The organism is Cuniculiplasma divulgatum, assembly GCA_031200235.1.
In the GTDB taxonomy this organism is placed as follows: Archaea; Thermoplasmatota; Thermoplasmata; order Thermoplasmatales; family Thermoplasmataceae; genus UBA509.
Map to the genome: position 1 here is coordinate 1,475,912 of CP133595.1, position 22,569 is coordinate 1,498,480.

Annotated in this window: 21 protein-coding genes; 11 read left to right on the top strand and 10 right to left on the bottom strand. The window is 46.1% G+C overall.

The genetic code is table 11. The annotated features are described in order from the left end of the window. Positions 1-846: 846 nt before the first annotated feature. The 5 genes from RE469_07815 (at position 847) to RE469_07835 (ending at position 6,592) form a co-directional block, all read left to right on the top strand. Positions 847-2,703, top strand: coding sequence for a hypothetical protein (locus tag RE469_07815; GenBank protein WMT44102.1), 1,857 nt, complete (start codon positions 847-849; stop codon positions 2,701-2,703). A gap of 225 nt (positions 2,704-2,928) precedes the next feature. Further along, entirely contained in the window at positions 2,929-3,633 is a 705-nt protein-coding gene (locus RE469_07820; protein ID WMT44103.1) for a uracil-DNA glycosylase, read from the top strand. A 61-nt stretch (positions 3,634-3,694) separates the two neighbouring features. After that, entirely contained in the window at positions 3,695-4,672 is a 978-nt protein-coding gene (locus RE469_07825; protein WMT44104.1) for a sulfite exporter TauE/SafE family protein, read from the top strand. Next, entirely contained in the window at positions 4,662-5,060 is a 399-nt protein-coding gene (locus RE469_07830) for a DUF1634 domain-containing protein (GenBank protein WMT44105.1), read from the top strand. The genes RE469_07825 and RE469_07830 overlap by 11 nt, the downstream gene beginning before the upstream one ends. Before the next feature lie 77 nt (positions 5,061-5,137). Continuing rightward, a complete protein-coding gene (locus tag RE469_07835) occupies positions 5,138-6,592 on the top strand; it encodes an FAD-dependent oxidoreductase (protein WMT44106.1) in 1,455 nt (484 codons plus the stop codon). Positions 6,593-6,598: 6 nt separating this feature from the next. Here RE469_07835 and serS read toward each other — a convergent pair whose 3' ends face one another. The 6 genes from serS to RE469_07865 form a co-directional block, all read right to left on the bottom strand. Then, positions 6,599-7,927 (bottom strand): serine--tRNA ligase, encoded by a 1,329-nt coding sequence (gene serS / locus RE469_07840; protein ID WMT44107.1) that lies wholly within the window; start codon positions 7,925-7,927, stop codon positions 6,599-6,601. Between the two features lie 43 nt (positions 7,928-7,970). After that, positions 7,971-8,636 carry a hypothetical protein gene (locus RE469_07845; GenBank protein ID WMT44108.1) on the bottom strand — a complete coding sequence of 222 codons (666 nt, stop codon included), beginning with the start codon at positions 8,634-8,636 and terminating at the stop codon, positions 7,971-7,973. Between the two features lie 96 nt (positions 8,637-8,732). Then, positions 8,733-9,950, bottom strand: a complete 1,218-nt coding sequence (locus RE469_07850; protein ID WMT44109.1) for a 2,3-bisphosphoglycerate-independent phosphoglycerate mutase — start codon at positions 9,948-9,950, stop codon at positions 8,733-8,735. Positions 9,951-9,959: 9 nt separating this feature from the next. Then, complete coding sequence (locus RE469_07855) at positions 9,960-11,195, bottom strand: adenosylhomocysteinase (GenBank protein ID WMT44110.1); 1,236 nt, start codon at positions 11,193-11,195, stop codon at positions 9,960-9,962. Next, on the bottom strand, positions 11,168-11,821 hold the full coding sequence (locus RE469_07860) for a dihydrofolate reductase family protein (protein WMT44111.1): 654 nt from the start codon (positions 11,819-11,821) through the stop codon (positions 11,168-11,170). The genes RE469_07855 and RE469_07860 overlap by 28 nt, the downstream gene beginning before the upstream one ends. A 658-nt stretch (positions 11,822-12,479) precedes the next feature. After that, a complete protein-coding gene (locus tag RE469_07865; protein ID WMT44112.1) occupies positions 12,480-12,848 on the bottom strand; it encodes a hypothetical protein in 369 nt (122 codons plus the stop codon). Positions 12,849-13,146: 298 nt separating this feature from the next. Here RE469_07865 and RE469_07870 point away from each other — a divergent pair, with 298 nt between their 5' ends. From RE469_07870 to RE469_07895, 6 genes are all read left to right on the top strand, one after another. Beyond that, positions 13,147-15,222 (top strand): DEAD/DEAH box helicase, encoded by a 2,076-nt coding sequence (locus RE469_07870; protein ID WMT44113.1) that lies wholly within the window; start codon positions 13,147-13,149, stop codon positions 15,220-15,222. Next, entirely contained in the window at positions 15,219-16,166 is a 948-nt protein-coding gene (locus RE469_07875; GenBank protein WMT44114.1) for a class I SAM-dependent methyltransferase family protein, read from the top strand. The genes RE469_07870 and RE469_07875 overlap by 4 nt, the downstream gene beginning before the upstream one ends. A 97-nt stretch (positions 16,167-16,263) precedes the next feature. Continuing rightward, entirely contained in the window at positions 16,264-17,040 is a 777-nt protein-coding gene (gene uppS / locus RE469_07880) for a polyprenyl diphosphate synthase (protein ID WMT44115.1), read from the top strand. Then, positions 17,041-18,348, top strand: coding sequence for a tRNA(Ile)(2)-agmatinylcytidine synthase (locus RE469_07885; protein WMT44116.1), 1,308 nt, complete (start codon positions 17,041-17,043; stop codon positions 18,346-18,348). It abuts the gene before it with no gap. Beyond that, positions 18,345-18,821, top strand: a complete 477-nt coding sequence (locus RE469_07890) for an AAA family ATPase (protein ID WMT44117.1) — start codon at positions 18,345-18,347, stop codon at positions 18,819-18,821. Before RE469_07885 ends, RE469_07890 begins: the two co-directional genes overlap by 4 nt. Positions 18,822-18,827: 6 nt before the next feature. After that, positions 18,828-19,451 (top strand): CDP-alcohol phosphatidyltransferase family protein, encoded by a 624-nt coding sequence (locus tag RE469_07895; GenBank protein ID WMT44118.1) that lies wholly within the window; start codon positions 18,828-18,830, stop codon positions 19,449-19,451. Here RE469_07895 and glmM read toward each other — a convergent pair. The 4 genes from glmM to RE469_07915 form a co-directional block, all read right to left on the bottom strand. Next, positions 19,427-20,800 carry a phosphoglucosamine mutase gene (gene glmM / locus RE469_07900; protein ID WMT44119.1) on the bottom strand — a complete coding sequence of 458 codons (1,374 nt, stop codon included), beginning with the start codon at positions 20,798-20,800 and terminating at the stop codon, positions 19,427-19,429. The two genes, RE469_07895 and glmM, sit on opposite strands and share 25 nt — an antisense overlap. A gap of 88 nt (positions 20,801-20,888) precedes the next feature. Next, positions 20,889-21,875, bottom strand: coding sequence for a glycosyltransferase (locus tag RE469_07905; GenBank protein WMT44120.1), 987 nt, complete (start codon positions 21,873-21,875; stop codon positions 20,889-20,891). Between the two features lie 104 nt (positions 21,876-21,979). Next, the gene (locus tag RE469_07910) at positions 21,980-22,246 is read right to left on the bottom strand and encodes an elongation factor 1-beta (protein WMT44121.1); all 267 of its coding nucleotides are present in this window, start codon (positions 22,244-22,246) and stop codon (positions 21,980-21,982) included. Between the two features lie 4 nt (positions 22,247-22,250). Further along, entirely contained in the window at positions 22,251-22,418 is a 168-nt protein-coding gene (locus RE469_07915; GenBank protein WMT44122.1) for a zinc finger domain-containing protein, read from the bottom strand. Between the last annotated feature and the right edge of the window lie 151 nt (positions 22,419-22,569).

Sequence of the window (22,569 nt, forward strand, 5' to 3'; positions counted from 1 at the left end):
TGCCATTTACGGAAATGAGACATTAATAATAGTGCAATGGCTAAATTTTTTTAGCGAAAATTCCGAAATATTTTGACGGGGTTAGCCACAGTGCAGATCATGTCAACTACTATTCCCTGTTAAATGTAGCTTGGCCATAGAACCGCAATGAATGGCTGGTCGGCATTTCGGTGTCACGGCAGCGAGACCATTCCTTATCCATCTCGGGCATCGCTCCACAGCCTGATTTCAGCAGAGGATTTGAGGCCGGGATTTCCACTCACAGAGAACACTCCAATGGAACCAATGTGCTATTGCAATCAGTCCATCTTAAACGTCTTACTCTTCAGGAGAATGCTTTACTGTTTCAGGGGAGCGCAGTAAGAATTCCACTTTATATCACATTATTTCATTTGGCAAAGTTTGTATATATAAATGCTGAAGCATGGGAGTTTTACTGCTTCCCTCATTTTCCTAACGGCATTATGAAGTAATTATATGATAGCAAGTTTTTCGCGATAGGTGAGCAAATATGGGCGAAAGGTTATTATTTAGTCCACTATAGCTTCGCAACCAGTGACTAATACAAATAGTGAGTTTAACGTTCCACATTGCAACGGGTTCGTACGCTGTCATGTTGACAAAAGAATTCCGGCGAATGGATCACTACTTTCAGCCAATGAAAAGAACGCGCTAATCAGGGTATGCAGAAAATATCAGCGGAATAAATATTCGGCGGCAGCAAAGAGATTGCGCCGTCAGGCACATTCGTCGTATTCACGAGGTAAGATGTTGCGTTGCGTCTCAACTCCTCGTATCAGCCTTTACCAAGTAGATATCACCTAACCTCATAAGGAAAATGAAAATATGAAGCTTGGAACACAGGATACAATAAGAGTTGCGTACCTTGTCATGGCTGGTCTGATGCTGACGGGTGCGTCAACGGCTTGGGATACTGCAGGTTATCTCAATATATTTGCATGGATACTGGAATGGACAGAGATTCTTCTAACATTTTATTTTATAATAGCCGCAACGTTAGATTCCACTCCACTTCGAGTGACAAGAGCATACATACTGATGGCAGTTTCTGCAGTTATATTATTGATCTCCATAAGCTTTGTTGGGCCGAAATCTATGTCTATTGCATCCCCATACATTCCAAACCCAATATTTTATCTCATTTTTGGAGTGCCTGTAATTGCTGGCATTACCGTTTTTGTACTATCCGAAAGAAGGAATGATATCAGAAAAACATCAACCTTTTTCTTTATATGCTTTGCTGCAAGCATTATGCTTCTTACATACATCTTCTATCTGGCAGGTCCAAGGCTACCTACAGATGAAACAGTTCTGGATTTATATGCGGGTCATATTTTTCTGAAAGGCTTAGACCCATACAATTCATCCTTAACTCTCGCAGCCTTTCCATTCTATCATTTTCCCTACTATTACGATACTCCTCTTACTAATGGAGGATATGTTAGCACCTATTCCTATCCGGCACTGTCATTTATTACAATGCTTCCTGCCGTAATATTCAATCTCAAGCCTGCCCTGGTTATGCTTCCATTCTTCATAATTCCTATATTCCTAGTATGGTATAAGGCATGGTCAATGAAGGAGTGGATTCTCTCCATATTCATTCTCATGCCATTCCTATCATTTGTGATGTATGCTCCACAGGTAGAATTTGGAGATCTTAACATTGTTTGGGCTTCTCTCCTTATGATCTCATATTTTTTCATATCTCACACAAAAATATCTGGAGCATTCTATGGTGCATCGCTTTCCGTGAAGCAGTTCCCTGCGCTTATGCTGCCATTTCTCCTGTATTACATATTTCGCACAAACGGGCTTAGAAAAACCATAATTTGGTTAATCACTGCCACTGGCGTGTTCCTTGCAATAAATGGATATTTCATGCTAACAAACTTTCATTTCTTTATGCATAATCTGTTGCAGGATGAGTTCTCACCCTTGCTTGGTGTTGGATTTGGGATTTCTCAAATCTCTTTCCTTGGATTCATCGATATTCCCAGAATTGATTTCACCATTGCTCTGATTGTTACTTTTCTAGCTCTGCTTGGAACCTATGTCCTGTTCTTTGATAAAATGAGATACGCATTATTTGCCTTTCCTATTCTTATTTTCTTTTTCAACTACAGGTTGTTTATACAGTACCTGGCCTACTGGCTTCTCATCTCAATCCTGCCAGCGATTGACCTAATTCATTACCGACACGATCACGCCAAGGATCAGGATAATTACAAACCACCAGTTCCCAGAAATATTGGAAACCACAGAAATCTAAGGCTTCTTATAACATTTCTTGTTGTACTGATGGCCATGGCTGTTGCTGTAGGATATCACGAAGGTGTTTCCCAGAATCCAGGCCATTTTGAAATAAATTCTGTCAAATTCTTAAACTACAATAGTACTGGTTTTGTGGAAGAAGCCGTTGTTAACATCACATTTTACGGGACCAGCATCAGTCAGACACCGGTACTTTTCAGATTTATAATTCCCGGGGAGATAGTAAATGTAAATACCTGCCTCTGGAAACCAGAGTATAATACAACACTCCAGAGAGGGCATCCAGCAGACGTTGTAATAGTGCCACTGTATTCAGTATATTCATTTCCGCATACCTCTCCTTACAGGTTAGTTGCTTATTACAATACAATGCAAGGGGCTTATTCTCATAATCTCAGCTTGGCATAGCTCATATTTTCAATCATTCTAGATACTGAAAAGTTTTCCCAGAAACTAAATCAATACCAGATTTCACCGGGCATTCCTAATTATAATTATTTTGACGCATATCACTAATGACATTCGTCAATTTGCATAAGCGATTCCTTCTCTTGAATGAATCATAGGATAAAATTGAACATCCCAATGATTTGAGTTCACAACTCTTAAATCGATATTCACATTGATCAGAACATGCCAATGGGCCAAGAGCAGGGCACTGAATCTTTATGCAGTGACTTGGGAGACAGGATAATCTCTTGCGATAAATGCCCAAGGCTGGTGCTATACAGGCAAAATGTGCCAATTTCAGTTAAGCGTTATCCTGGACAGGAATTCTGGCGGAAACCTGTTCCAGGATATGGAGACATGGCAGGACGCCTGCTGATTGTAGGGCTGGCTCCAGCAGCCTCTGGCGGTAACAGGACGGGCCGGGTGTTCACAGGGGACAAGAGTGCACAGTTTCTCGTATCTGCGCTGTTCAAATCGGGTTTTTGCAATCAGTCTACCTCCGAGTCAAGAGATGACGGCTTGAGATACATCGATGCATATGTTACAGCAGCTGTAAAATGTGTGCCACCGGACAACAAACCAACACCGTCGGAATTGGAAAACTGCTTACCATACCTCAAGGAGGAAATCACTTGCATGCCTAATCTAAAGGCGATTCTTGTCCTTGGCAGATTCGCGTTTGAAAGCATTGCAAGAGTATTTCATTCAGAGGGTTTAAGTGTGTCTAGTTCCTCCTTCCGAAACGAGGGCTCACTGGATGTCGGGAACATAAGGATATTCATGGCATTTCACCCTTCGCCCAGGAATGTTAATACTGGGAAGCTTTCCGAAGATTCATTCCTGCGGACTCTCCTAGGAATAAGAGAATATCTGAAGAAAACATCATGATTTATTCTGAAGATAATCCTCCGTAAGCAATAATTTATATGATTGCACGATGAACCCCGTAATGTCATCGCTTCTGTTCATTGCCGCCAAATTCCTGTCAATTGTTGTTGGCGGCGTATTTGCAGGTGTACTCGGCTCCCTGACCGGTCTCGGCGGGGCAACCGTTCTTGTGCCTCTTCTCACGCTTTTCTACGGAGTGCCAATTATTTACGCAACCGGTGCAAGTTTAATCTCAACCATCGCCACATCGGCAGGATCAGCAAGCGCATACACAAAGCAGAAAATCACCAACATTAAGGTTGGAGTGGGCCTTGAAATCGCTACTACGACAGGTGCAATTGTTGGTTCTCTCACTGCCGTGGAAGTATATGATCACAAATTGCAGTGGATTATATATGTCATTTTCGGACTCGTCTTGTTGATGTCACTGATACCAACAGTGCAGAGGGGAAAGTATGAGGTTCCACAGGACAGAAAAGCGGACTGGTCATCAAAACTATTCCAGCTGGCCGGTTCCTATCATGATGCCAGGTTGAAGAAGCAGGTGAATTACGTTGGAGTCAGATGGTGGCTGGCAGAACTGATCATGTTTTTCGCAGGGGTGATTTCAGGGCTTCTGGGAATTGGTTCAGGGGCACTGAAGGTTCTTGGAATGGACTGGGCAATGAATCTGCCAATGAAAGTTACAACAACAACCAGCAATTTTATGATAGGAATAACCGCCGCAACCGGGAGTTCCATTTACTGGTACGAGGGATACATACAACTTTTCCTGGCCGCTGCAGCCGCCATAGGCGTTCTGCTTGGTTCCTTCATAGGAGCAAAGATCCTTGTGAGAATAACGAATAAGGACATAAGGTGGATATTCTTTGGAATTCTCTCATTTCTGGGTGTTGAGATGCTCTTGAAGGGGCTGATCACTGACAGGATTCTCATAATAAGTTCTGCTCTTGAGGTCGCCATATCACTGATTGCCGCAGTGGCCATGATCGGTGGTCTTTATGTGAAAAACCAGAGGGGTGAGAAGATTGCCTCGTGACGTAAACATCGACAAAATAGCGAGCTATACCCTTAGATCCGGCGTGCTGCTCAGTGTAAGTTTCATCATAGTGGGAATCATTCTGATATTTGTCAAGGGGGAGGCTTCAGGCTACAATATATCTCAGGTCTCTGATTTCCATAACATGACAATAAACTCCAAGATCATCTCACTCTCGTTTTCCGGAATTGGAGCTGGTCTAGCCCATCTTGACGGCTTCTACTTCATTACGGTAGGCCTATGGGTACTGATCTTCACTCCAATATCAGTGGTTGTGCTATCCATTGTAACGTTCGTAGCAGAGGAAAACAGGCTCTACCTCATAATGGCAATAATAGTTCTTTTCAACCTGTTCTTTGCCATGTTAGTGATACCCAGACTCATGTGATATAATGTCACATGATTAGCTCCTATCCTGAAAAAATGTTTATAATTGATCTGTTGATGCAGGTATAGGGTCAGCAGATGCTTAATTTTGAGCGAGTTAAAATATCCCATGAGGACCCCGCTGCAAGGGTCAAGAGTTTCACTCTGGAGCCTGTCAGGGAATACTCGACAGAAGAGGCTACGGCGGAAGCCAGCCGCTGCATAGGGTGTAACATTTGCACACAAGCCTGTCCAGCAAGCCTGGATATTGGCGGTTATATAAAAAGCACTGCTGTGGGTGATCCTGCCCAGACTGTCAGGATCGTATTTGAAAATCTTCCATTTCCCGCAATAATAGGTAGAGTCTGTACCCATTTGTGCGAGGATATCTGCGTACTCTACGATACCGGCGGACCCATAGCAATTCGGCATCTTAAGCGATACGCAGCAGATCAGTTTCCTGATTATGGGAAGATACTTGATCTCCCGCGCAAGAAATTTGTCGGCAAGAGGGTTGCGGTCATCGGTGGTGGCCCATCCGGGCTCACTGCAGCCTTTTACCTGACAATTCAGGGTGTCAGGGTTACACTCTTTGAAAAACTTCCCGCTCTGGGTGGTTTCATGAAAACCGGCATTCCACGTTACAGACTTCCTCAGGAAACTTTGGACAAGGAAATAGGTTTCATAACTTCACAGGGGGTTGATGTTCATCTGGGTACGGAGATCGGGAAAGATATCCAGTTTTCACAGATAATGAACGACTACGATGCCGTTTACATGGCAGTTGGAAACCAGACGCCACATATGACCGGTACTCCGGGAAGCGATGCAGTGAATGTTATGCATGCTACGGAGTTCCTGAGGAAAGCAAGCTTCGGGGAACACGTAGATGTTGGTAAGAATGTGGCTATCATTGGAGGAGGTTTTACAGCAAACGATTCCTCACGAACATCTCTCAGGCTGGGAGCCAAGAATGTTGTCATAATGTACAGAAGGAGAGAGATAGATCGCCCCGGATATCCCACAATGAATGCCGATGAGGAACTTGAGGAAGCCGAAGAAGAGAACGTAAAATACGTGTGGGAAGTAACTCCATTCGAATATGTAAAGGAAGGCAACAGGGTTACGAAACTCAGATACTGGCAGAATGAAATGGTTGTTGAGAAGGGAGGCCGTGCCAAGCCAGTTCCAATTAAGGATAAGGTGCTGGAAATGGACGTTGATCTGGTGATTGAAGCCACCGGCCAGGAAACAGACTATTCATTCATGGGGGATGAATTTGTAAAGATGCTCAGACTCACGCCCCACGGACAGCCAATTGTTGATGAGAACAACATGACCTCGATCCCTGGTCTTTTCTCAGGAGGAGATTCCACAAACTCCAACAGAGATCTTATCAGTGCGGTAAGAGACGCTGATCTGGCTGTAAACGGGATTCTCCAGTATCTCAATGCAATGGATCAGGTATCAGAGGAGTGGCTCCCGATCCTGGACAGATGGAAAAAATATTCTCCGATTTCGGCTAAACTCGCATATGCCGAACGCGGAAGGTAATAGCAATCAGCTGCTGACGAAATCAAATCCGGTATAGGGAACCAGTACCTCCGGTATCTCGAAACCGCTTCCATCGTCCCGCTGGAAATTCTCCATTATGGCAACCATCACCCTTGTGGTTGCAATTGCCGTGCTGTTAAGAGTATGTACAAACTTGTTCCCATCCTTAGTTCTGAATTTTATTCCCAGGGAGCGTGCCTGATAGTCAGTGTCGTTTGATGCCGATACCACCTCCCTGAACTTTCCCTGCGACGGGAACCAGGCCTCGATATCGTATTTCTTTGCAGCAAGGTTTCCGAGCTCACCGGAACAGACATTTACCACGCGATATGGGATGCGCAGGTTTTTGAACAGGCTCTCAGCGTTACCAAGAATCTCCTCCAAGAACTCCCAGGACTGATCAGGGTGGCAGAACACGAACTGTTCAATTTTTGTGAACTGGTGAACCCTGAATATTCCCTTGGTATCTTTCCCATGTGCCCCAGCCTCCCTCCTGAAGCATGGCGATATTCCTGCTATCCTTACCGGCAGCTCCCTTTCATCCAAAGTCTCATCCATTAGCATTGAAGCTATTGGATGCTCAGATGTTGAGATCAGATAAAGATCTTCACCTTCTATCTTGTAAAGGGTATCCTTGAAGGTCTCCATGTCGGTGGCGCCGTCCATTGAACGGTAATTCAGCATATATGGTGGTTCCACAACAGTGAATCCACGTTCAGACAGGTAATCCACCGCGTAATTCATCAGAGCAAGTTCAAGCTTGACAAGTCTGTTCTTCATATAGAAGAACCTTGCTCCTGCGGTTTTTCCGGCTCTTTCAAGGTCAGCAAGGTTGAGCCTCTGCATGAGGTCCACATGGCTCTCCGGCCGTCTGTCAATTACAGAGTACTGCCCCATATTTGCCGTTGATGATTTGTAATACTCCACATCCTCATCCATAACGCGGGCAAGTCCCCAGTTCCTCACAACAACATTGTTTTCATCACCCTTGCAGACAGGTGCGCTTTCGCTGAGTAAATTAGGGATAAGCTTTGCCACCACATCTCTGTCTGTTTCGATTATCTTCTGCCTGCTTTCAAGCTTCTCAATCTCCAGATTCAGTTGCCTGACCTGGTCCTTCAGTTCATCCGCTCCGTTGCCTGCCTTAATGGCATCCGAAATCTTTGCCGTCAGGATGTTCTTCTGGTGTTTGAGATCATTCACTGATCGCAGGTTCTCTCTCCATTCTCCGTCAAGTTCAAAGAATCTGTCAATGGTGGCGGTATCCGAACCTCTGGCCTTTGCAGATTTATAAAAGATGTCAGGGTTATCCCTGAGAAGCTTGATATCTATCATCTGTACTGTTATTTTGAGATTATAAATAAATTATGTTATGGAACTATAGATAGCTCCATCCTCCGACTCCGTCTTTGTCATCTTCAGAACCGTCAGATACGGCCTTTATGATCTTCCCATATCCGGGGACACGGGGGACTGTCTTTACGCTTCGTGCCCTGTCTTCCACATCTTTCCTCACGAAACTCATGGAAAGATTCTCTTCCTGAGTTTTCAACCTGCTAATAAAGCCGCCTGTATAGCTGAACACATTCAGGAGAACAAGTGATCCCGGCACAATAAGCGAGAAGGTCTTAACAAGGCCGTAACCAGTGTAGAGGTCAGTGAGTAAACCGGAGTAGGCAATCAGGTTTGATTGTGAAAGCGTCAGAACCCCTTTGCTGAAATATGAACTTGCTCCTCCCAGAAAACCCGCCTGGAATGGTGCCAGAAGAAGTGTGATCATCACAAGCAGGGATGTTGAAACAAGTGAGGAAACCAGGGCTTTGGATGTGCTTCCGGATTTCCTGCCGCCTATGTATCCGGCAATTGCTGGTCCGGCTATGGGTATCCACCAGAGCATTATTGAAAACATGAAGGTGTACAGCATTCCCCGTGACTGTGAATATATGAGTATCTCCTTCTGGTCCTTTTTTGAATAAGCTTTCTGCAGACTTCTTACCTTCAGGGATTCCCTGAAGTTGTCCAGACTTAATTTAGAAGGTGTCATTCAAATGTCAGACATGACATATTCTAGATAATACTTAAAGATTGCGATAAAAAAAGGGGAAGTCGCAGTTTAGCAGGTCTGCAACAAAAAACCTGATCAGGCACCATACTTTTCAGACCGGTCTGCCAGCTCTTTCAGTATGTTCATGACATCAATACTTCTTATGCGCCACATGCCGGCTGAAGCCGAGAGCTCATCAAAGAACTGTGATCTGTCCGTGAGAGCTCCCCTGGACCTGAAGAGGACAGGCACAGGGTCTCCGGAATGATCCTTGAGCGAGCACGGCGTGGCGTGGTCCCCAGTTACGGCTATTACCAGATCCTGGTCAACATTCTCCATCATTTCTCCAATTGCCCGGTCAATCCGTTCAATGGCATCCCTCTTTGCAATGGCATCGCCGTCGTGACCTGCCACATCGGTTGCCTTTACGTTTACCAGGACGTAATCATACTTCTTAGTGAGGTCGGCCGCAGCCAGAAGCTTTAAGGTGAAGTCGCTGTCAAGGGTCCCAGTTGAACCTTGTGGTTTGAGAGTGTGCATACCCAGGAGACCTCCAATTCCCGTTATCATGGGGATACCTGCTACCACTGCACCCTTCATTCCATGCATTTCCCTGAAATCCCTGAGATCAGGGGCCTTTCCAGGGCCTCTCAGAAGGAGTTCATTTGCAACCGGCTTTCCACTTTTTATCCGTTTTTCATTGGCTTCGTGATCCCTGAGGATTTTCCTTGCTGTGTCCAGATATCTGTTCAGTACGTCTGCTGTAAATTCCCCTTCAGGAAAAACTGGCACAACTCTGTTAACCGGTTTGCCCGTTTCGTGTGGGTCAGAATCTGTTATTTTGTCAGAAAGCCCCTGGCCTCTCATCACAAGAGCTGCCCTGTGCTCAACTCCCTCCTTCACGAAGAATCTGACACCGTCGATCTCCATGTTCAGTGACTTTGCCAGAAGGGATGTCCCTTCAGCTGAACGCCCCGCTCTGCGGTCTGTCACAATGCCTTTGCTGTCAGAAGTTCCAAAATTTGCCCTGAAGGCAACATCCCCTGGCCTGACTTCCAGGCCAAGACCCATAGCCTCAAAGGGGCCACGTCCGGAATAGAATTTCTCCGGGTCATAACCAAGAAGTGACAGGTGTGACGTATCCGATCCAGCCCTGATCCCGGGAGCAATGGGTGTCATCAGTCCGCCCTGCCCTTCCCGCATAAGGCGATTCAGGTTTGGGCGGAAAGCAGCCTGAAGGGCGGTTTTACCCGAAAGTATCTGGTTTGGTCTGTCTCCCAGGCCATCAAGCACAATAAGCATGATATTCTTCATGGTAACACCTTAAGTTCCTTCCATCCACTCATTTGCGTAGTCAAGCTGTTCAGGCGTCAGTTTATCCACCTTGAGACCAAGTGAATCAAGTTTTATCCGGGCAACATCGCTGTCTATCTCTTTTGGTACTGGATATACACGGTTCTCAAGCTCTCCATGATGTTTTGCAAGATACTCAGCAGTAAGGGCCTGAAGTGCGAAACTCATATCCATGATCTCAACGGGATGCCCCTGCCCCGCGGCCAGATTCACAAGTCTGCCGTCAGCTATGACATTGACTTCATTCCCGTTTTCCAACCTGTACTTCACCACATTCTCCCTTACGGGTTTTCTGGAAAGTGATTTAGATTCCAGCAGATTAACAGGAAGCTCATTGTTGAAATGCCCTGAATTTGCCAGTATAATGTTCTTCTTCGCAACGAGGAGATCATCATACGAAACAACATTTTTCATGCCGGTAGCCGTCACAACCATGTCTGCGTCCCTGATTGCGGAATTCATTGTCCTGACATCAAATCCATCCATTGCAGCCTCAACGGCCTTAACAGGATCAATTTCAGTAACGGTAACAAGGGCCCCCATGCCTTTCATTCTCATCGCTATGCCTCTTCCGCACCACCCATAGCCCGCCACAACAAGGCGTTTACCGGCTATGAGCACATTTGTGGCATTCATTATGCCATCAAGCGTGCTCTGTCCTGTCCCGTACCTGTTATCAAAGAGATGTTTCATCTGGGCATCGTTCACGTCAAACATGGGAAATTTAAGCGCACTCTGCTTCTGCATGGCAAATAGCCTTACCACGCCTGTTGTGGTTTCCTCATTTCCTCCGATTATGTGCTCCTGAAGATCCTTACGTTCGGTATGAACAATCTTTGTGAGATCGCCGCCGTCATCGATTATGATCTGTGGTTTAATGTCAAGTGCCCTGTTAAGGTATTCATAATATTCCTTCTCGCTTTCCCCCTTTCTGGCATAAACTTCCATTCCAAAGTCATCCTTCAGGGACTCTACAACACTGTCATCGGAACTGAGTGGATTGCACGAAGCCATCCTTATGGTGGCCCCACCTTCCTTAAGCAGGAGTGCAAAAACGCCGGTCTTGGCCTCCACGTGAAGAGCCATTGCAATTTTCACTCCCTTTAGTGGTTTTTCTTCAGTGAATCTCTTCCTGATGGCGGACATTACGTCCATTCTTTCCCTGGCCCAGCTGAGCCTTAAATAGCCTTTGCTTTCTTTTTCCATGCTATCATTAAGGAATGCGGATCAAGGCTTATAAGTAATCCACCCTGCATGATCCGGATATCACTGGCAACTCCGGAAATATCCTCTGGGGGGTCAAAAAGAATCATCCCTCCTCCTTCTATGAGGATATTCCCCACAAAGATATGGAATTCGTCAACTGCACCAGCATCAATAAACTCATGGATCACCTGCTTCCCGCCTTCCACAAGAACATTTCTTATGCCCATCGACCATAACTTACCAAGGATTTCATTGACAGTAAGATGGTCCCTGCTCATTCTTATGAGGTCTGCTCCCTTCAGTTCTCTATGAGGATTCCAGGTAAACACCACGGTTTTGGACGTCCCATCAAGGATGTGTGAGTTATCAGGTATCTTGAGCGATCCATCCAGTACCACCCTAATGGGGCCGGAGTTATGATTGGATGCATAACCTTCCAGATTCAGGCGAGGGTTATCATTCACGACAGTGTTTGCTCCCACAATCACTGCATCCACCCTTGATCTTATTTCGAGTACCCTTTCCCGGTCATGTGCTGATGAGATGGCAACTCTCCTGCCGCCAGGACCGGCAATCATTCCGTTAAGGCTCTGTGCGACATTGATTATTACTCTGGGCCTATCCATCTAAATCACACATTGTGAAGAAAGATATGAACTTGATTTATTGGAGTCTTTTATTTTCATAAACAAGGGGTTTGCTGCGGTCCCGTCTTGCTCAATGTGCTGTCAGGGTTCAGGCGGTTAGCAAGTGGCTGATCTCTGTTAAGGAATTTCGAAGTATTTATAAAGCGCTGGACAGGAAACGAATTCCCAAGGAATGTTATGAAAATCCGGTTACAATATGTCAGGCAGGAAGGTTACGGCGTCAGCGCTGTGGGTGAATTGTAGAACTTTCATGTAAGGCAGAGGCATTGATATTCAGGCACTGATCCCCGTCTGTAAAAGTAATCAGAAAGTTATGCATGAAAATCCCAATGCGCCAAAGGATCCGGGGAGCTTCCACTTTAAGAGGAGAACACCCCTTCTTTGTTCTGATCAGAGAAATTAGCTGAGGATATGGCCCCGCTGTATGCGGGCAGGCACTCACGTCAGTGAATCAATGATGACAGCAGAGATGCACCCTTTAGGACTGGAAAGACGACAGAAAATGGCAATAGTTTTTGGCAAAATCTTCAATACTATGGGACAAAGGCTAACGCGGAGCAAAGGTGAGAATCCCCCTCCTTCAGAATGGAAAGCTTGTCAGAAGTCATACCCGCTATGGAGGAATCCTGCAGGCAGATCATTCCTCAGGCGAACCAGGATTCAAAGCTTCAACAGAATGAATGAATCTTACCGGCATACGAAGACACCCGAATCTATCGTAAATGATGTACAGGTATTCATCGTCAAAATCTTCGAAGATTGCTCGAAAAGGTTCCTGAAACTCGACCGGCATCATTTCAGACGCAGTGTCACAAATTTCTCCGTAGGCACTGAATATATCGCCATATCTTTGTCCGAAAGGGAAGACAGCAATTCTCTGGCCTCTGGTGAGTTTTCTAAGTTTAAGGATAAGCGGTGGGTCCATTTCTGCACAATTCCGTCTTATGGTTCTCCCGTTGCCAGTCAAAAGGATTTTTCTCTCCTTGAATGAGATCAATTTCATCATGGACAAATGAGGAAGTGACGTTTTTGGCATTTAATATATATTTCTGATTTAAAAACATCATAATGCTCACTTATTTTTATGGAATTTGATATAATATCCATTGTATTAAGTTTTATTGACTAATATCTGACATATTGTTGAAAAGTTTGCTTTGAAAAGTCTCATAATCCAACTGAAACTTCTGCACATAGATATATCCCTGAATCCCGCAACATTCAGCTCAGCAGCTTTCCCTGCATCCATGCACTGGTGGCGGGATCAGGTAAACATTTTTCCACAGGTCGCCATAGACTAGAAAATGAGACTTTCAGATCTTGGCATGCCGCAGAAGTTTCTTGATATGTTCGAAGGAAAAGATCTGAAGCTCTATGATCATCAGGAAGAAGCAATTCAGAAATTCCTGGAGGGAAACAGTGTAATAGTTTCTGTGCCAACTGCTTCGGGAAAGAGCCTGATTGCATACGTGGCAATATACAGGGAATTCCAGAAGAGGCACAGGTCTCTTTATATAGTACCTCTTAGGGCTCTGGCTTCAGAGAAATTTGACGATCTTAAGAAACTGAGGGATCTTGGCGTCAGGGTGGGGATTTCGGTTGGGGACTATGACGAATCACCTGATTTCATAAGGAAATATGATGTGATTGTATGCACATCAGAGAAAGCAGATTCCCTCTTTCACCACGATCCGTCTGCACTTCTTGAAATATCACTGGTTGTTGCAGATGAGCTGCACCTGGTGGGTGACGAAAGCCGTGGGCCGAGGCTAGAGACATTTCTTTCCGCAATGAGATTTATCAATCCGGATGCAAGAATCCTTGGATTATCAGCCACAATAACCAACATAGAGCAGGTTGCACAGTGGCTTGACTCCACCAGCGTAGTCAGTGATTTCAGGCCGGTTCCGCTCAGGGGTGGCATAATTAAGGGGAGAAGCATAGAATATCTTGACGGTGAAACCGTTGAATTCCATGGGAAAGACGAGATTGTAAAAATATGCGAGTACTTCATTTCGCAGGGAGGGCAGCTTCTCATATTCGTAAACTCTCGGAAAAGATCTGAGGACCTTGCAAAGAAGATATCGCTTTCCATCGACAGGAAAATTGTGGGAGAGCCAGAAATCTCTTACATTCCTGCAGAGAGCGACCGCTATGAGGATCTGCTTACCAGAATGCTGCCGCTGGGTGTATGTTTTCATCATGCAGGCCTTTCCAACAGCCAGAGAAGTTCAATAGAAGGCTTCTTCAAGGAAGGTAAGGTGAAGGTTCTGGTTGCAACACCAACCCTTGCTGCAGGAGTCAACCTTCCGGCGAGAACAGTAATTATCCGGGATATCACACGATTTTCCGACGGGATGGTGGGATATATCTCTTCGACCGAGGTGCACCAGATGCTGGGCAGGGCAGGACGGCCAAGGTATGACACTGTAGGCTATGGCCTTATTTACGCTTCCACAGAGAATGCATACGATCACGCCATTGATTACCTGAATAGCGAACCTGAGCCTCTGGAATCTTCTCTGGACAAAGAATCCCTAATACGGTTCAACGTGATGGCGCTCATCAGCACAGGACTGTGTAGCAGCCTAGATGGCATCATTCGCTTCTATAGAACAACTTTGCTTGGCCTGCAGCAGGAAATTGAAAAGTTCTCCAAGCAATTCAGCAGGACACTGTCATTCCTTGGTAACAACGGATTCATAACGGAGAAGGAGGGGAGATATGCGGCAACCAAACTTGGCAAGGCTGCCAGCGACCTGTATATTGATCCGATGTCCGCAGTGATCCTGAAAAAGTATCTTGATTCCGGCGAAATTGACGATGTCAGGTCCATGGTGAACATCTGCCTTACTCCGGAGGTGATGCCTCTCATTGCCCGGTCTGATGATCTTGAGGAGATTGAGTACTTTATCAGGAAGAATGAAATCGACGTATCACAGTTCCCGGAAGATTACGCGGGAAGGATCAAAACAGCAATGGTACTTCTTGACTGGATCAGTGAATCTTCCATGGAAAGGATTGAGGAGAAATATAATATCGGCCCAGGCGACGTGCAGGCAAAGGTCAGCAGCGCACAGTGGATTTCATATAGCCTCGCAAGGCTTGCTTCCCTCTATCTGCCGGAAAAGAGGCGTTATTTTGAGATCCTGAATGTAAGGATTACTGAAGGGATCAGGGAAGAAATCTGGGAGATCATCTCGATTCCCAACATCGGCAGAGTTCGTGGTCGCAGGTTGTACAATGCAGGGTTCAAATCTCTTGAACAGGTCGCAGGCGCCTCCGTGGAGTCCCTCTCAAAAATTGTCGGCTTCTCAGATAAACTTGCCTCGGACACAATTGCCCATGCCCAGTCAATAATCTCAAGGAGAAGGGCATGATTGACCATCTGAAGGTTCCAAGGGAGATGGCGCAGAGCGCAATTGAGAGGGTTCGGAAGCTCGGCGTGGTGGATAACAGCTTCTCCATACAGAATGATGCTGAATACGTCCTGATACCCCTGATTTCTGGTGCAGTACCGGAAATGGAATACCCTATAGTCAAAGTCCAGGGCAGGCCCTCTAAGAGGAAATACCAGCCCATGGATACCCATGGTGCATTTGACGTCATTGGGCACATTGCCATAACAAAAATAAGGAATCGTGAGAAAGCACTATCTCTGGCACAGAGCCTCATAAAAGCAAACAGAAACATAAGCACTGTGTACCTGGACACCGGTATTCAGGGGGAATACAGGATCAGGGATCTTGAACTTCTGGCCGGAACAGACAATCCGGTTGCGCTTTACCGTGAAAACGGTGTGGCAATGACGATGGACGTCAGGAAAGTGTATTTTTCACCAAGGTTGGCAACAGAGAGAATGCTGGTTTCAAAGGACGTAAGGGACGACGAGGAAATACTGGACATGTTTGCCGGCATAGGTCCATTTTCACTGAGCATTGCCAGATGGCATAATTGTACCATCCATGCTATCGACAGCAATCCTGATGCAGTATTTTACATGCAGCAGAGCATACAGCTCAACCGGCTAGCAGGAAGAGTGATTCCGCACAACGCAGATGTTGAGGTAGCGCTATCTGAGCTGAACGGATTTCACAGGATAATAATGAATCTTCCCCATGATTCATTCAGGTACCTTGATGTTGCTCTTGAACATCTAAAGCAAGGCGGAATTCTTCATTATTATGAGATACTTAATATTGAAAAGCTTGAGGAGCGTATGGAGGAACTGAGGTCAAGAAACATGGATCTTCTGCAGAAGAGGGTTGTGCATGGCTACTCATCCAGGGAAAGCATGTTTGCCCTCTGGCTTCGTAAAGCATAGATGGGGTGCCCAATGGGGTTCAGGAAACAGCAGGGAATTCCGGGATACCGTGTCCATAACTAAAATTATGTAGTGAAATTAACTATACCATTTATCCATGGGAATTGCTGACCATATTGGGAACCTGACCTCTGAGGTTTACGAGAAAGTTCTCCTAGATGAAGTTAAGGGCGGAACCGTTCCCAACCATATAGGCATAATTACCGATGGCAACAGAAGGTACGCAAGGAGCCTCGGGCTTTCCGAGAATGAAGGCCATGTGAAGGGAAAGCAGAAACTGGAGGAAGTCCTTGAGTGGTGCATGGAGGTTGGCGTGAAGATTGTAACCGTCTACGGTTTTTCAACAGAAAATTTTCAGCGGGATAGGAAGGAGGTGGATTTCCTGTTTCATCTTATAAATGACGCTCTTCTTGATCTCCTCGATGATCAGAGGATTTACAAGAACAGGATCAGGGTAAGAATCATAGGTGAGAAATCCCGCCTTCCCGCATTTCTTACGGACACAATAGCGCTGGTTGAGAGGACAACCAACGGGTTTGACGATTTCAAATTCAATCTGGCAATAGGATACGGTGGAAGGGAGGAAATCATCAGTGCCATCAAGAGGATGTATAATGAGATCCAGGCTGGAAAATTCAGCATAGATGACGTTACAGAGGCCAGGTTCCGTGAATATCTGTACGACAGGGAACTGCCGGATCCAGACCTGATTTTCAGGACCAGTGGAGAGGAGAGGATTTCCAATTTCCTCCTCTGGCAGTCTGCATACTCTGAGTTATATTTTTCTGACGTGAACTGGCCGGACCTGAAGAAGGGTGATTTTCTGAAGGCTATAATTTCCTACCAGAAGAGGAAAAGAAGATACGGTGTCTGAATGTATCTTGCCATAGATGACACGGATTCCAGCCAGGGCATGTGCACCACATTTCTTATGACAGAGATCATTGAACGTTCCGGCCTTGACATTATAGGGATGCCTGCACTTGTGAGACTCAACCCTACAATTCCTTTCAAGACACGGGGCAATGGTGCGTTGAGGGTGAATCTTGGCCACGGTGAAGGACAGACACGTAAGATAGGAGTGTTTGGCAATCGCCCAGTACGGGCATTCCAGCATGGCAACGAGGCAATAACGGAGCCGGATCTGATTGATATGGTTGAACCCGTGGTCAGGGAATTTGCTGAACTGGGCGATGAAAATACCAATCCCGGCATTGTTGTCTCCCGGCAGGAACTGCCGGAGGAATTCTACTGGCAGGCAGTTCAGGATTTTCTCAATGTGGGCGATGCCGAGAAATTCCTGAGAAAAAATGGAGCTCTTTATGTGAAGATAAAGCAGGGCAGAGGCATCATAGGATCGGCAGCTGCACTTTCCTGGAAGGGTACCAGAAAAACATATGAACTGCTGGCTTACCGGTATCCTCATGCGGAATACCTGCCACAGGACATGAAGATATCCATGGCCTCTGAAGCTGACACCATTCCCGGAACATTCAACAACGTGGACAGAAATAACAGGCATGCAGCCATATTCCCAAGTGAGAAGACGCCGGTTATTCTTGGAATAAGGGGACGCGATCCGGAGGCCCTTCTTGGTCAGGGAATAGAAATGGTAACTTCATGGAATGTGGGCCATGACAGGATACTTGTGTATGAAAGCAATCAGGGAACGGATGATCATATAATTGATAATCCAGTGAAACTTCAGGATTACCATACTTACAGGATCGCCGGCAGGGTCATATCTTCTCCATATTCAATCAGAGGATCGCATTATTTCTGCAATATCCAGTGGAAAGAATCCACCGTGAAAATTGCAGCTTTTGAGCCTACAAAGGAATTCAGGCAGGTTTTCAGGCAGCTGATCCCTGGAGACATGATCACAGTTTACGGCTCTTACAGCTCGGGTACCATCAATGTTGAAAAACTGGACCTGATGAGCAGGGCAAGACTGTACGGTAAGAGCAGTCCCGCTTGCCCTACCTGCCACAAATCAATGGAAAATCATGGAAATGGAGATTACCGCTGTCCCACGTGCGGGGAACGCCAGAAAATTCCTCATTACACTGTTGTTGATCGCAGACTGTCCGAAGGACATTATGATGTTCCAGTGATTGCAAGAAGACACATCTCCCGGCCATTTGATTTTTCTGTGCAGACTGTGGGAGGTCTCAGGAGATGATCTGCATCACCGGTTCTCCAGGCAGCGGGAAATCAACGGTTACAACCATCCTGCGTACAAGAGGATTTACGGTGCACAATGTACTGGATTTCCCTGGGTCCATGGAATGTGTTTCCAATGGCGAGGCAGATATAGAATGCCTTCGGGCAGTTACCAGCAGGCTCTGCGGTGCAGGTGACATCATTGAGGGGCATTACTCGCATCTCCTGAACTGTGATCTTGTGGTCATTCTGGACAGGGATGAGGAACAGGTGCTTGCCGAACTGACATCAAGGGGTTACCACAGTAACAAAATAATGGAAAACCTGGATGCCCTGCGATGTGATCTCTATTATTCAGAATCTCTTGAAATGCTGCCCAGAAGCAGAATAAAGCGGATATCAGTAGTAGAAGGCAATCCCGAATTAACGGCAACAATGGTTCAGAATTCTGTGGTGGAATTTCAGCAAGAATTAAGACAGCACAGGAGTTAACCATGCATGGTACTCGATTCCCAGAGATCCCGAGCAGACAGATTCCTCATTCCCATCACAAATCTCTTCATTAAATGGAAACCAGACAGGGTTTCCCTGCTCTCCCTCACTCTTGCTGCATTTGCTGGAATCTTCATATATCTTGGAGCTTCCTACAGGTTACTGCTCCTTGCAGCCTTCCTCTGTGTTGTTTTCTCATCCTTATTTGATGCAATCGATGGAAAGCTTGCAAGGGTAAAAAATATATCCTCACCCAGAGGAGATCTCATTGATCACGTTTTCGACAGGTTTGCAGACGTCTTCATGATTCTCGGTTTCATCTTTGGAATGTATGCGCAGTATGCCATCGGGATTCTGGCACTTGTTAGCGTCATGCTCACCAGCTACATGGGTGTGCAATCGCAGGCTCTTGGCCTCAAAAGGAACTATTCAGGGCTTCTTGGAAGGGCAGACCGACTTGTTCTCATAATGGTATTCATTCTTGTTGAATTTATCATCCCATTCTCCGTGCATCTGTGGATATTCAGAATCACGCCTGTTGCCATCCTGCTCATATGGTTTGCCATTGCCGGGAATGTCACGGCCGTGAAGAGATTCCTTGACAGCTACAGGGCACTTGCCCCTTCCTGAATGCCATCAATGAGGGCCTGGTATTCCTGAGCAATGTCCCGAGCCCTGGCAAATGTTCTGGATTCTCCGTATATCCTGATTATGGGTTCAGTGCCGGATGGCCTCACCAGAACCCATCCGTCCTTCAGGAAGACTTTGATGCCGTCAGATGTGTCTGTCTTCATGCCTGAGGCGTATCCCAGAATTCCCCTCTTTATAATTTCCCATTCAACCTTCCTGTCAGCGGAGAGTTTATGGATATGATATTCCGGTATTTCCGATATCAGTTCCTTCAGTCCCGACTTTCTGGCTGCCATGAGGTTCAGCACAAGGGCTGCAGTCATTGCCCCGTCCCTGCAGTACTGATGCGGGCCGTATATGATGCCTCCGTTCTCTTCTCCCCCTATTTTTGCCTTCTTCTCAATCATTGTCCGGGAAACCAGAGGTGCACCCACCCTGGTCCTGATAAGTTCCGCTCCTCCAGCAGCGCAAATTTCATCCATTGCATCAGAACTGCTGATTGGCGTAACCACCCTGTCACCCGGCTTTATGGTGCTCTTCACTATGAGTGAAAGCGTTATGTCGCCATCCACAAAGTGCCCTGTGCTGTCTATGAATACAGCCCTGTCCGCATCGCCGTCATGGGCTATGCCCAGGTCAAATTTACCGCCGCTTACAACATTGATCAGATCCTTCAGGTTCTCTGGTTTTGGTTCAGAGTTGCGAGAAGTGAATTTACCATCCGGATTTGCGTTGAGAGTGACCACAGAGCAGCCCAGTCTCCTGAGGAGTTCCGGAGTGGATGAATAGGCTGCACCATTCCCTGCATCAAATGCAACTCTGAATTCCTGTGTTCTGATGGCTTCAGCATTAACCTGCTGCATTACCCCTGCCAGGTAACGCTCAACGGCATCCGTAATGATTCGAACTCTTCCGCAATTATTCCAGGTAGCCTGAATGAATGTTCTGTCGTAATAAATACCCTCGATGATCTCTTCCTGATTTCTGGGGAGTTCCGTTCCATCTGCGGCAATGCACTTTATTCCATTGAATCTGGGCGGATTGTGGGACGCCGTTATAACTACCCCAGGAATCCTGTTGATCTTGCAGTAGTACTGTATTGCTGGAGTGGGGAGTATACCAAGATCCAGAATTTCCTTTCCTGCACTCATGATGCCGGATGAAACGGCATTGAAAATCATGGGGCCGGTATCCCTTGTATCTCTTCCCATGGCGATGGTACCGTCCTTGAAATATGTTCCAATGGATTTTCCTATCTGCATCGCAAAGTCAGGAGTAAGATCAGCATTTGGTTCGCCTCTTATGCCATTTGTTCCAAAGAGGGGAGGTCTTTCATCAGATCTTTTCATTTTATCTTCTGTTTATCATGCAAGGATATTTAACATCTGCGAGGCGGCAAATCCGCAAAAACCCGCCTGAAAGATCAGCTGATCATGGTCATGGTTCCTCTTCCAGATGATAACTACTGCCTCTCCACTGTATTGTCTCCGTACTGCGGGCCTTTATGAGATTGTAGAAGTAGATGAATGGAATTATGAAACTGAGAAGAAACACCTGTGTTTTTCGCTCCCTTGATCTTTTTGCGTTTCTCATGGATGTAATCACGGAAGGTGCCAGCAGCAGTGCAAAGAAGGGACTGACAGAGAATGCCAGAATCAGGGCGGATATGAATACAAGGATGGTGGCAGCATAAAAGACAATACCATAACGAAACACGCTTGGTGTGGAATAAACGGAAAGAGCAGTCTGGCGGTTTGCCCATTCAATGAATGTGGAAAAATCATCTGGTGAGTTAATTACGGGCGCAGCCTCCGGCACATATGCTATTTCAAGTCCAGCTTTCTTGCAGAGTTTTGTCAGTGCAACATCATCAGATACATATGACCTGAAAAAATCAAGTCCTTTGACTTTCAGCAGTTCTGATCTGAAAGCCAGAGAGCCGCCCCATCCGAATCGTGTAATGCGCGATTCCATCATCCCCTGGCCCACAAAACCCCAGACAAGCTTCACGAATGACCAGAATCCTCCCGCCGGCCGGAAGTAGGGAAAAGTTGTGGATATTCCCACGCTGTTCTGGGATAATGGGGCAAGAAGCAATTTCAACCAGTCTTCGTCTGGCAGGATGTCTGAATCAGCGATGACGTAGACGGGAAAATCGGGGAAATGATTTATGGCAGATGCTATTGCCCTGACCTTGCCACTGCACTTTCTGCATGAATCATCAGAAATGATCATATCCATGCCTGAACCGCGAATAGACCCCACTGCTGCGTCATCTTCTGAATCAACAACCGCAACTGCCTCCCACTTCGCGTTCAGATTTGCCATTATGCCCCTGAGGTTTTCATCCAAAGTATAATCCCGTCCCTTGCAGGGAACAATAACCAGGGCTCTATCCTCATAGCTTCCAAATGTGGTTTTCATGGGTTCCCTGTGGGATGCTATGAAAGTTAATCCTGCAAAAATCAGAATAATCGCAGAGAGAAATATATCAAAAAAAACGTTATGGAAGATTCCCGGGATCATCTTCAGACCAGTGTGACATCCTCGGAGTCAACCTGGGCTACGCCATTTATGGCAGAAATGGCTTCTTCTACGCGATCAATCTTCCCCTCTTCATCGGGCACAATGACCTCAAATTTTATAGCCTTGAGGCCGAATCCAATTTCCTCCAGGTAAGATTTGTTAATCTCACAGAGTGGCTTGATCTTTTCTCTTATTTTACCCAGAAGATCTTCCATGGACACGTCTGCTGATTCGGGAAGGATCTTCAGAACTACAGCAACATCTCCCATGATATCACGGCCCTGTGAATCCGCAGTGATCGCAAACATAGGCAGTGGAATGCTCTCTGCATTCCTTGCATCTTCCGATCAGCTCTTCTCCGCATGACGGACACTCAAATATTGAATAGCCGGTCTCTACCAGTCCAACCCCGCAGGAAGTGCAAGTCTCTTTGTATCTCATCTTAATCAGTTTCTCTCTTCCAGATTGCCTTGTAATATTAATAATGTTCTCGGCTGATGGTTATTGCCGGAACTTATCAATTCCAGGCACCCATGATCCCTGACTCAATACGGACGTACCTGGAATTTCAACGCTCATTAATGTCTGGAAC

Bases quoted from the DNA above. Each gene is read 5' to 3' on its own strand.
- RE469_07815 (WMT44102.1), top strand. From the start codon at position 847: ATGAAGCTTGGAACACAGGATACAATAAGAGTTGCGTACCTTGTCATG.
- RE469_07820 (WMT44103.1), top strand. From the start codon at position 2,929: ATGCCAATGGGCCAAGAGCAGGGCACTGAATCTTTATGCAGTGACTTG.
- RE469_07825 (WMT44104.1), top strand. From the start codon at position 3,695: ATGTCATCGCTTCTGTTCATTGCCGCCAAATTCCTGTCAATTGTTGTT.
- RE469_07835 (WMT44106.1), top strand. From the start codon at position 5,138: ATGCTTAATTTTGAGCGAGTTAAAATATCCCATGAGGACCCCGCTGCA.
- serS (WMT44107.1), bottom strand. From the start codon at position 7,927: ATGATAGATATCAAGCTTCTCAGGGATAACCCTGACATCTTTTATAAA.
- RE469_07845 (WMT44108.1), bottom strand. From the start codon at position 8,636: ATGACACCTTCTAAATTAAGTCTGGACAACTTCAGGGAATCCCTGAAG.
- RE469_07850 (WMT44109.1), bottom strand. From the start codon at position 9,950: ATGAAGAATATCATGCTTATTGTGCTTGATGGCCTGGGAGACAGACCA.
- RE469_07855 (WMT44110.1), bottom strand. From the start codon at position 11,195: ATGGAAAAAGAAAGCAAAGGCTATTTAAGGCTCAGCTGGGCCAGGGAA.
- RE469_07860 (WMT44111.1), bottom strand. From the start codon at position 11,821: ATGGATAGGCCCAGAGTAATAATCAATGTCGCACAGAGCCTTAACGGA.
- RE469_07865 (WMT44112.1), bottom strand. From the start codon at position 12,848: ATGATGAAATTGATCTCATTCAAGGAGAGAAAAATCCTTTTGACTGGC.
- RE469_07870 (WMT44113.1), top strand. From the start codon at position 13,147: ATGAGACTTTCAGATCTTGGCATGCCGCAGAAGTTTCTTGATATGTTC.
- RE469_07875 (WMT44114.1), top strand. From the start codon at position 15,219: ATGATTGACCATCTGAAGGTTCCAAGGGAGATGGCGCAGAGCGCAATT.
- uppS (WMT44115.1), top strand. From the start codon at position 16,264: ATGGGAATTGCTGACCATATTGGGAACCTGACCTCTGAGGTTTACGAG.
- RE469_07885 (WMT44116.1), top strand. From the start codon at position 17,041: ATGTATCTTGCCATAGATGACACGGATTCCAGCCAGGGCATGTGCACC.
- RE469_07890 (WMT44117.1), top strand. From the start codon at position 18,345: ATGATCTGCATCACCGGTTCTCCAGGCAGCGGGAAATCAACGGTTACA.
- RE469_07895 (WMT44118.1), top strand. From the start codon at position 18,828: ATGGTACTCGATTCCCAGAGATCCCGAGCAGACAGATTCCTCATTCCC.
- glmM (WMT44119.1), bottom strand. From the start codon at position 20,800: ATGAAAAGATCTGATGAAAGACCTCCCCTCTTTGGAACAAATGGCATA.
- RE469_07905 (WMT44120.1), bottom strand. From the start codon at position 21,875: ATGAAAACCACATTTGGAAGCTATGAGGATAGAGCCCTGGTTATTGTT.
- RE469_07910 (WMT44121.1), bottom strand. From the start codon at position 22,246: ATGGGAGATGTTGCTGTAGTTCTGAAGATCCTTCCCGAATCAGCAGAC.
- RE469_07915 (WMT44122.1), bottom strand. From the start codon at position 22,418: ATGAGATACAAAGAGACTTGCACTTCCTGCGGGGTTGGACTGGTAGAG.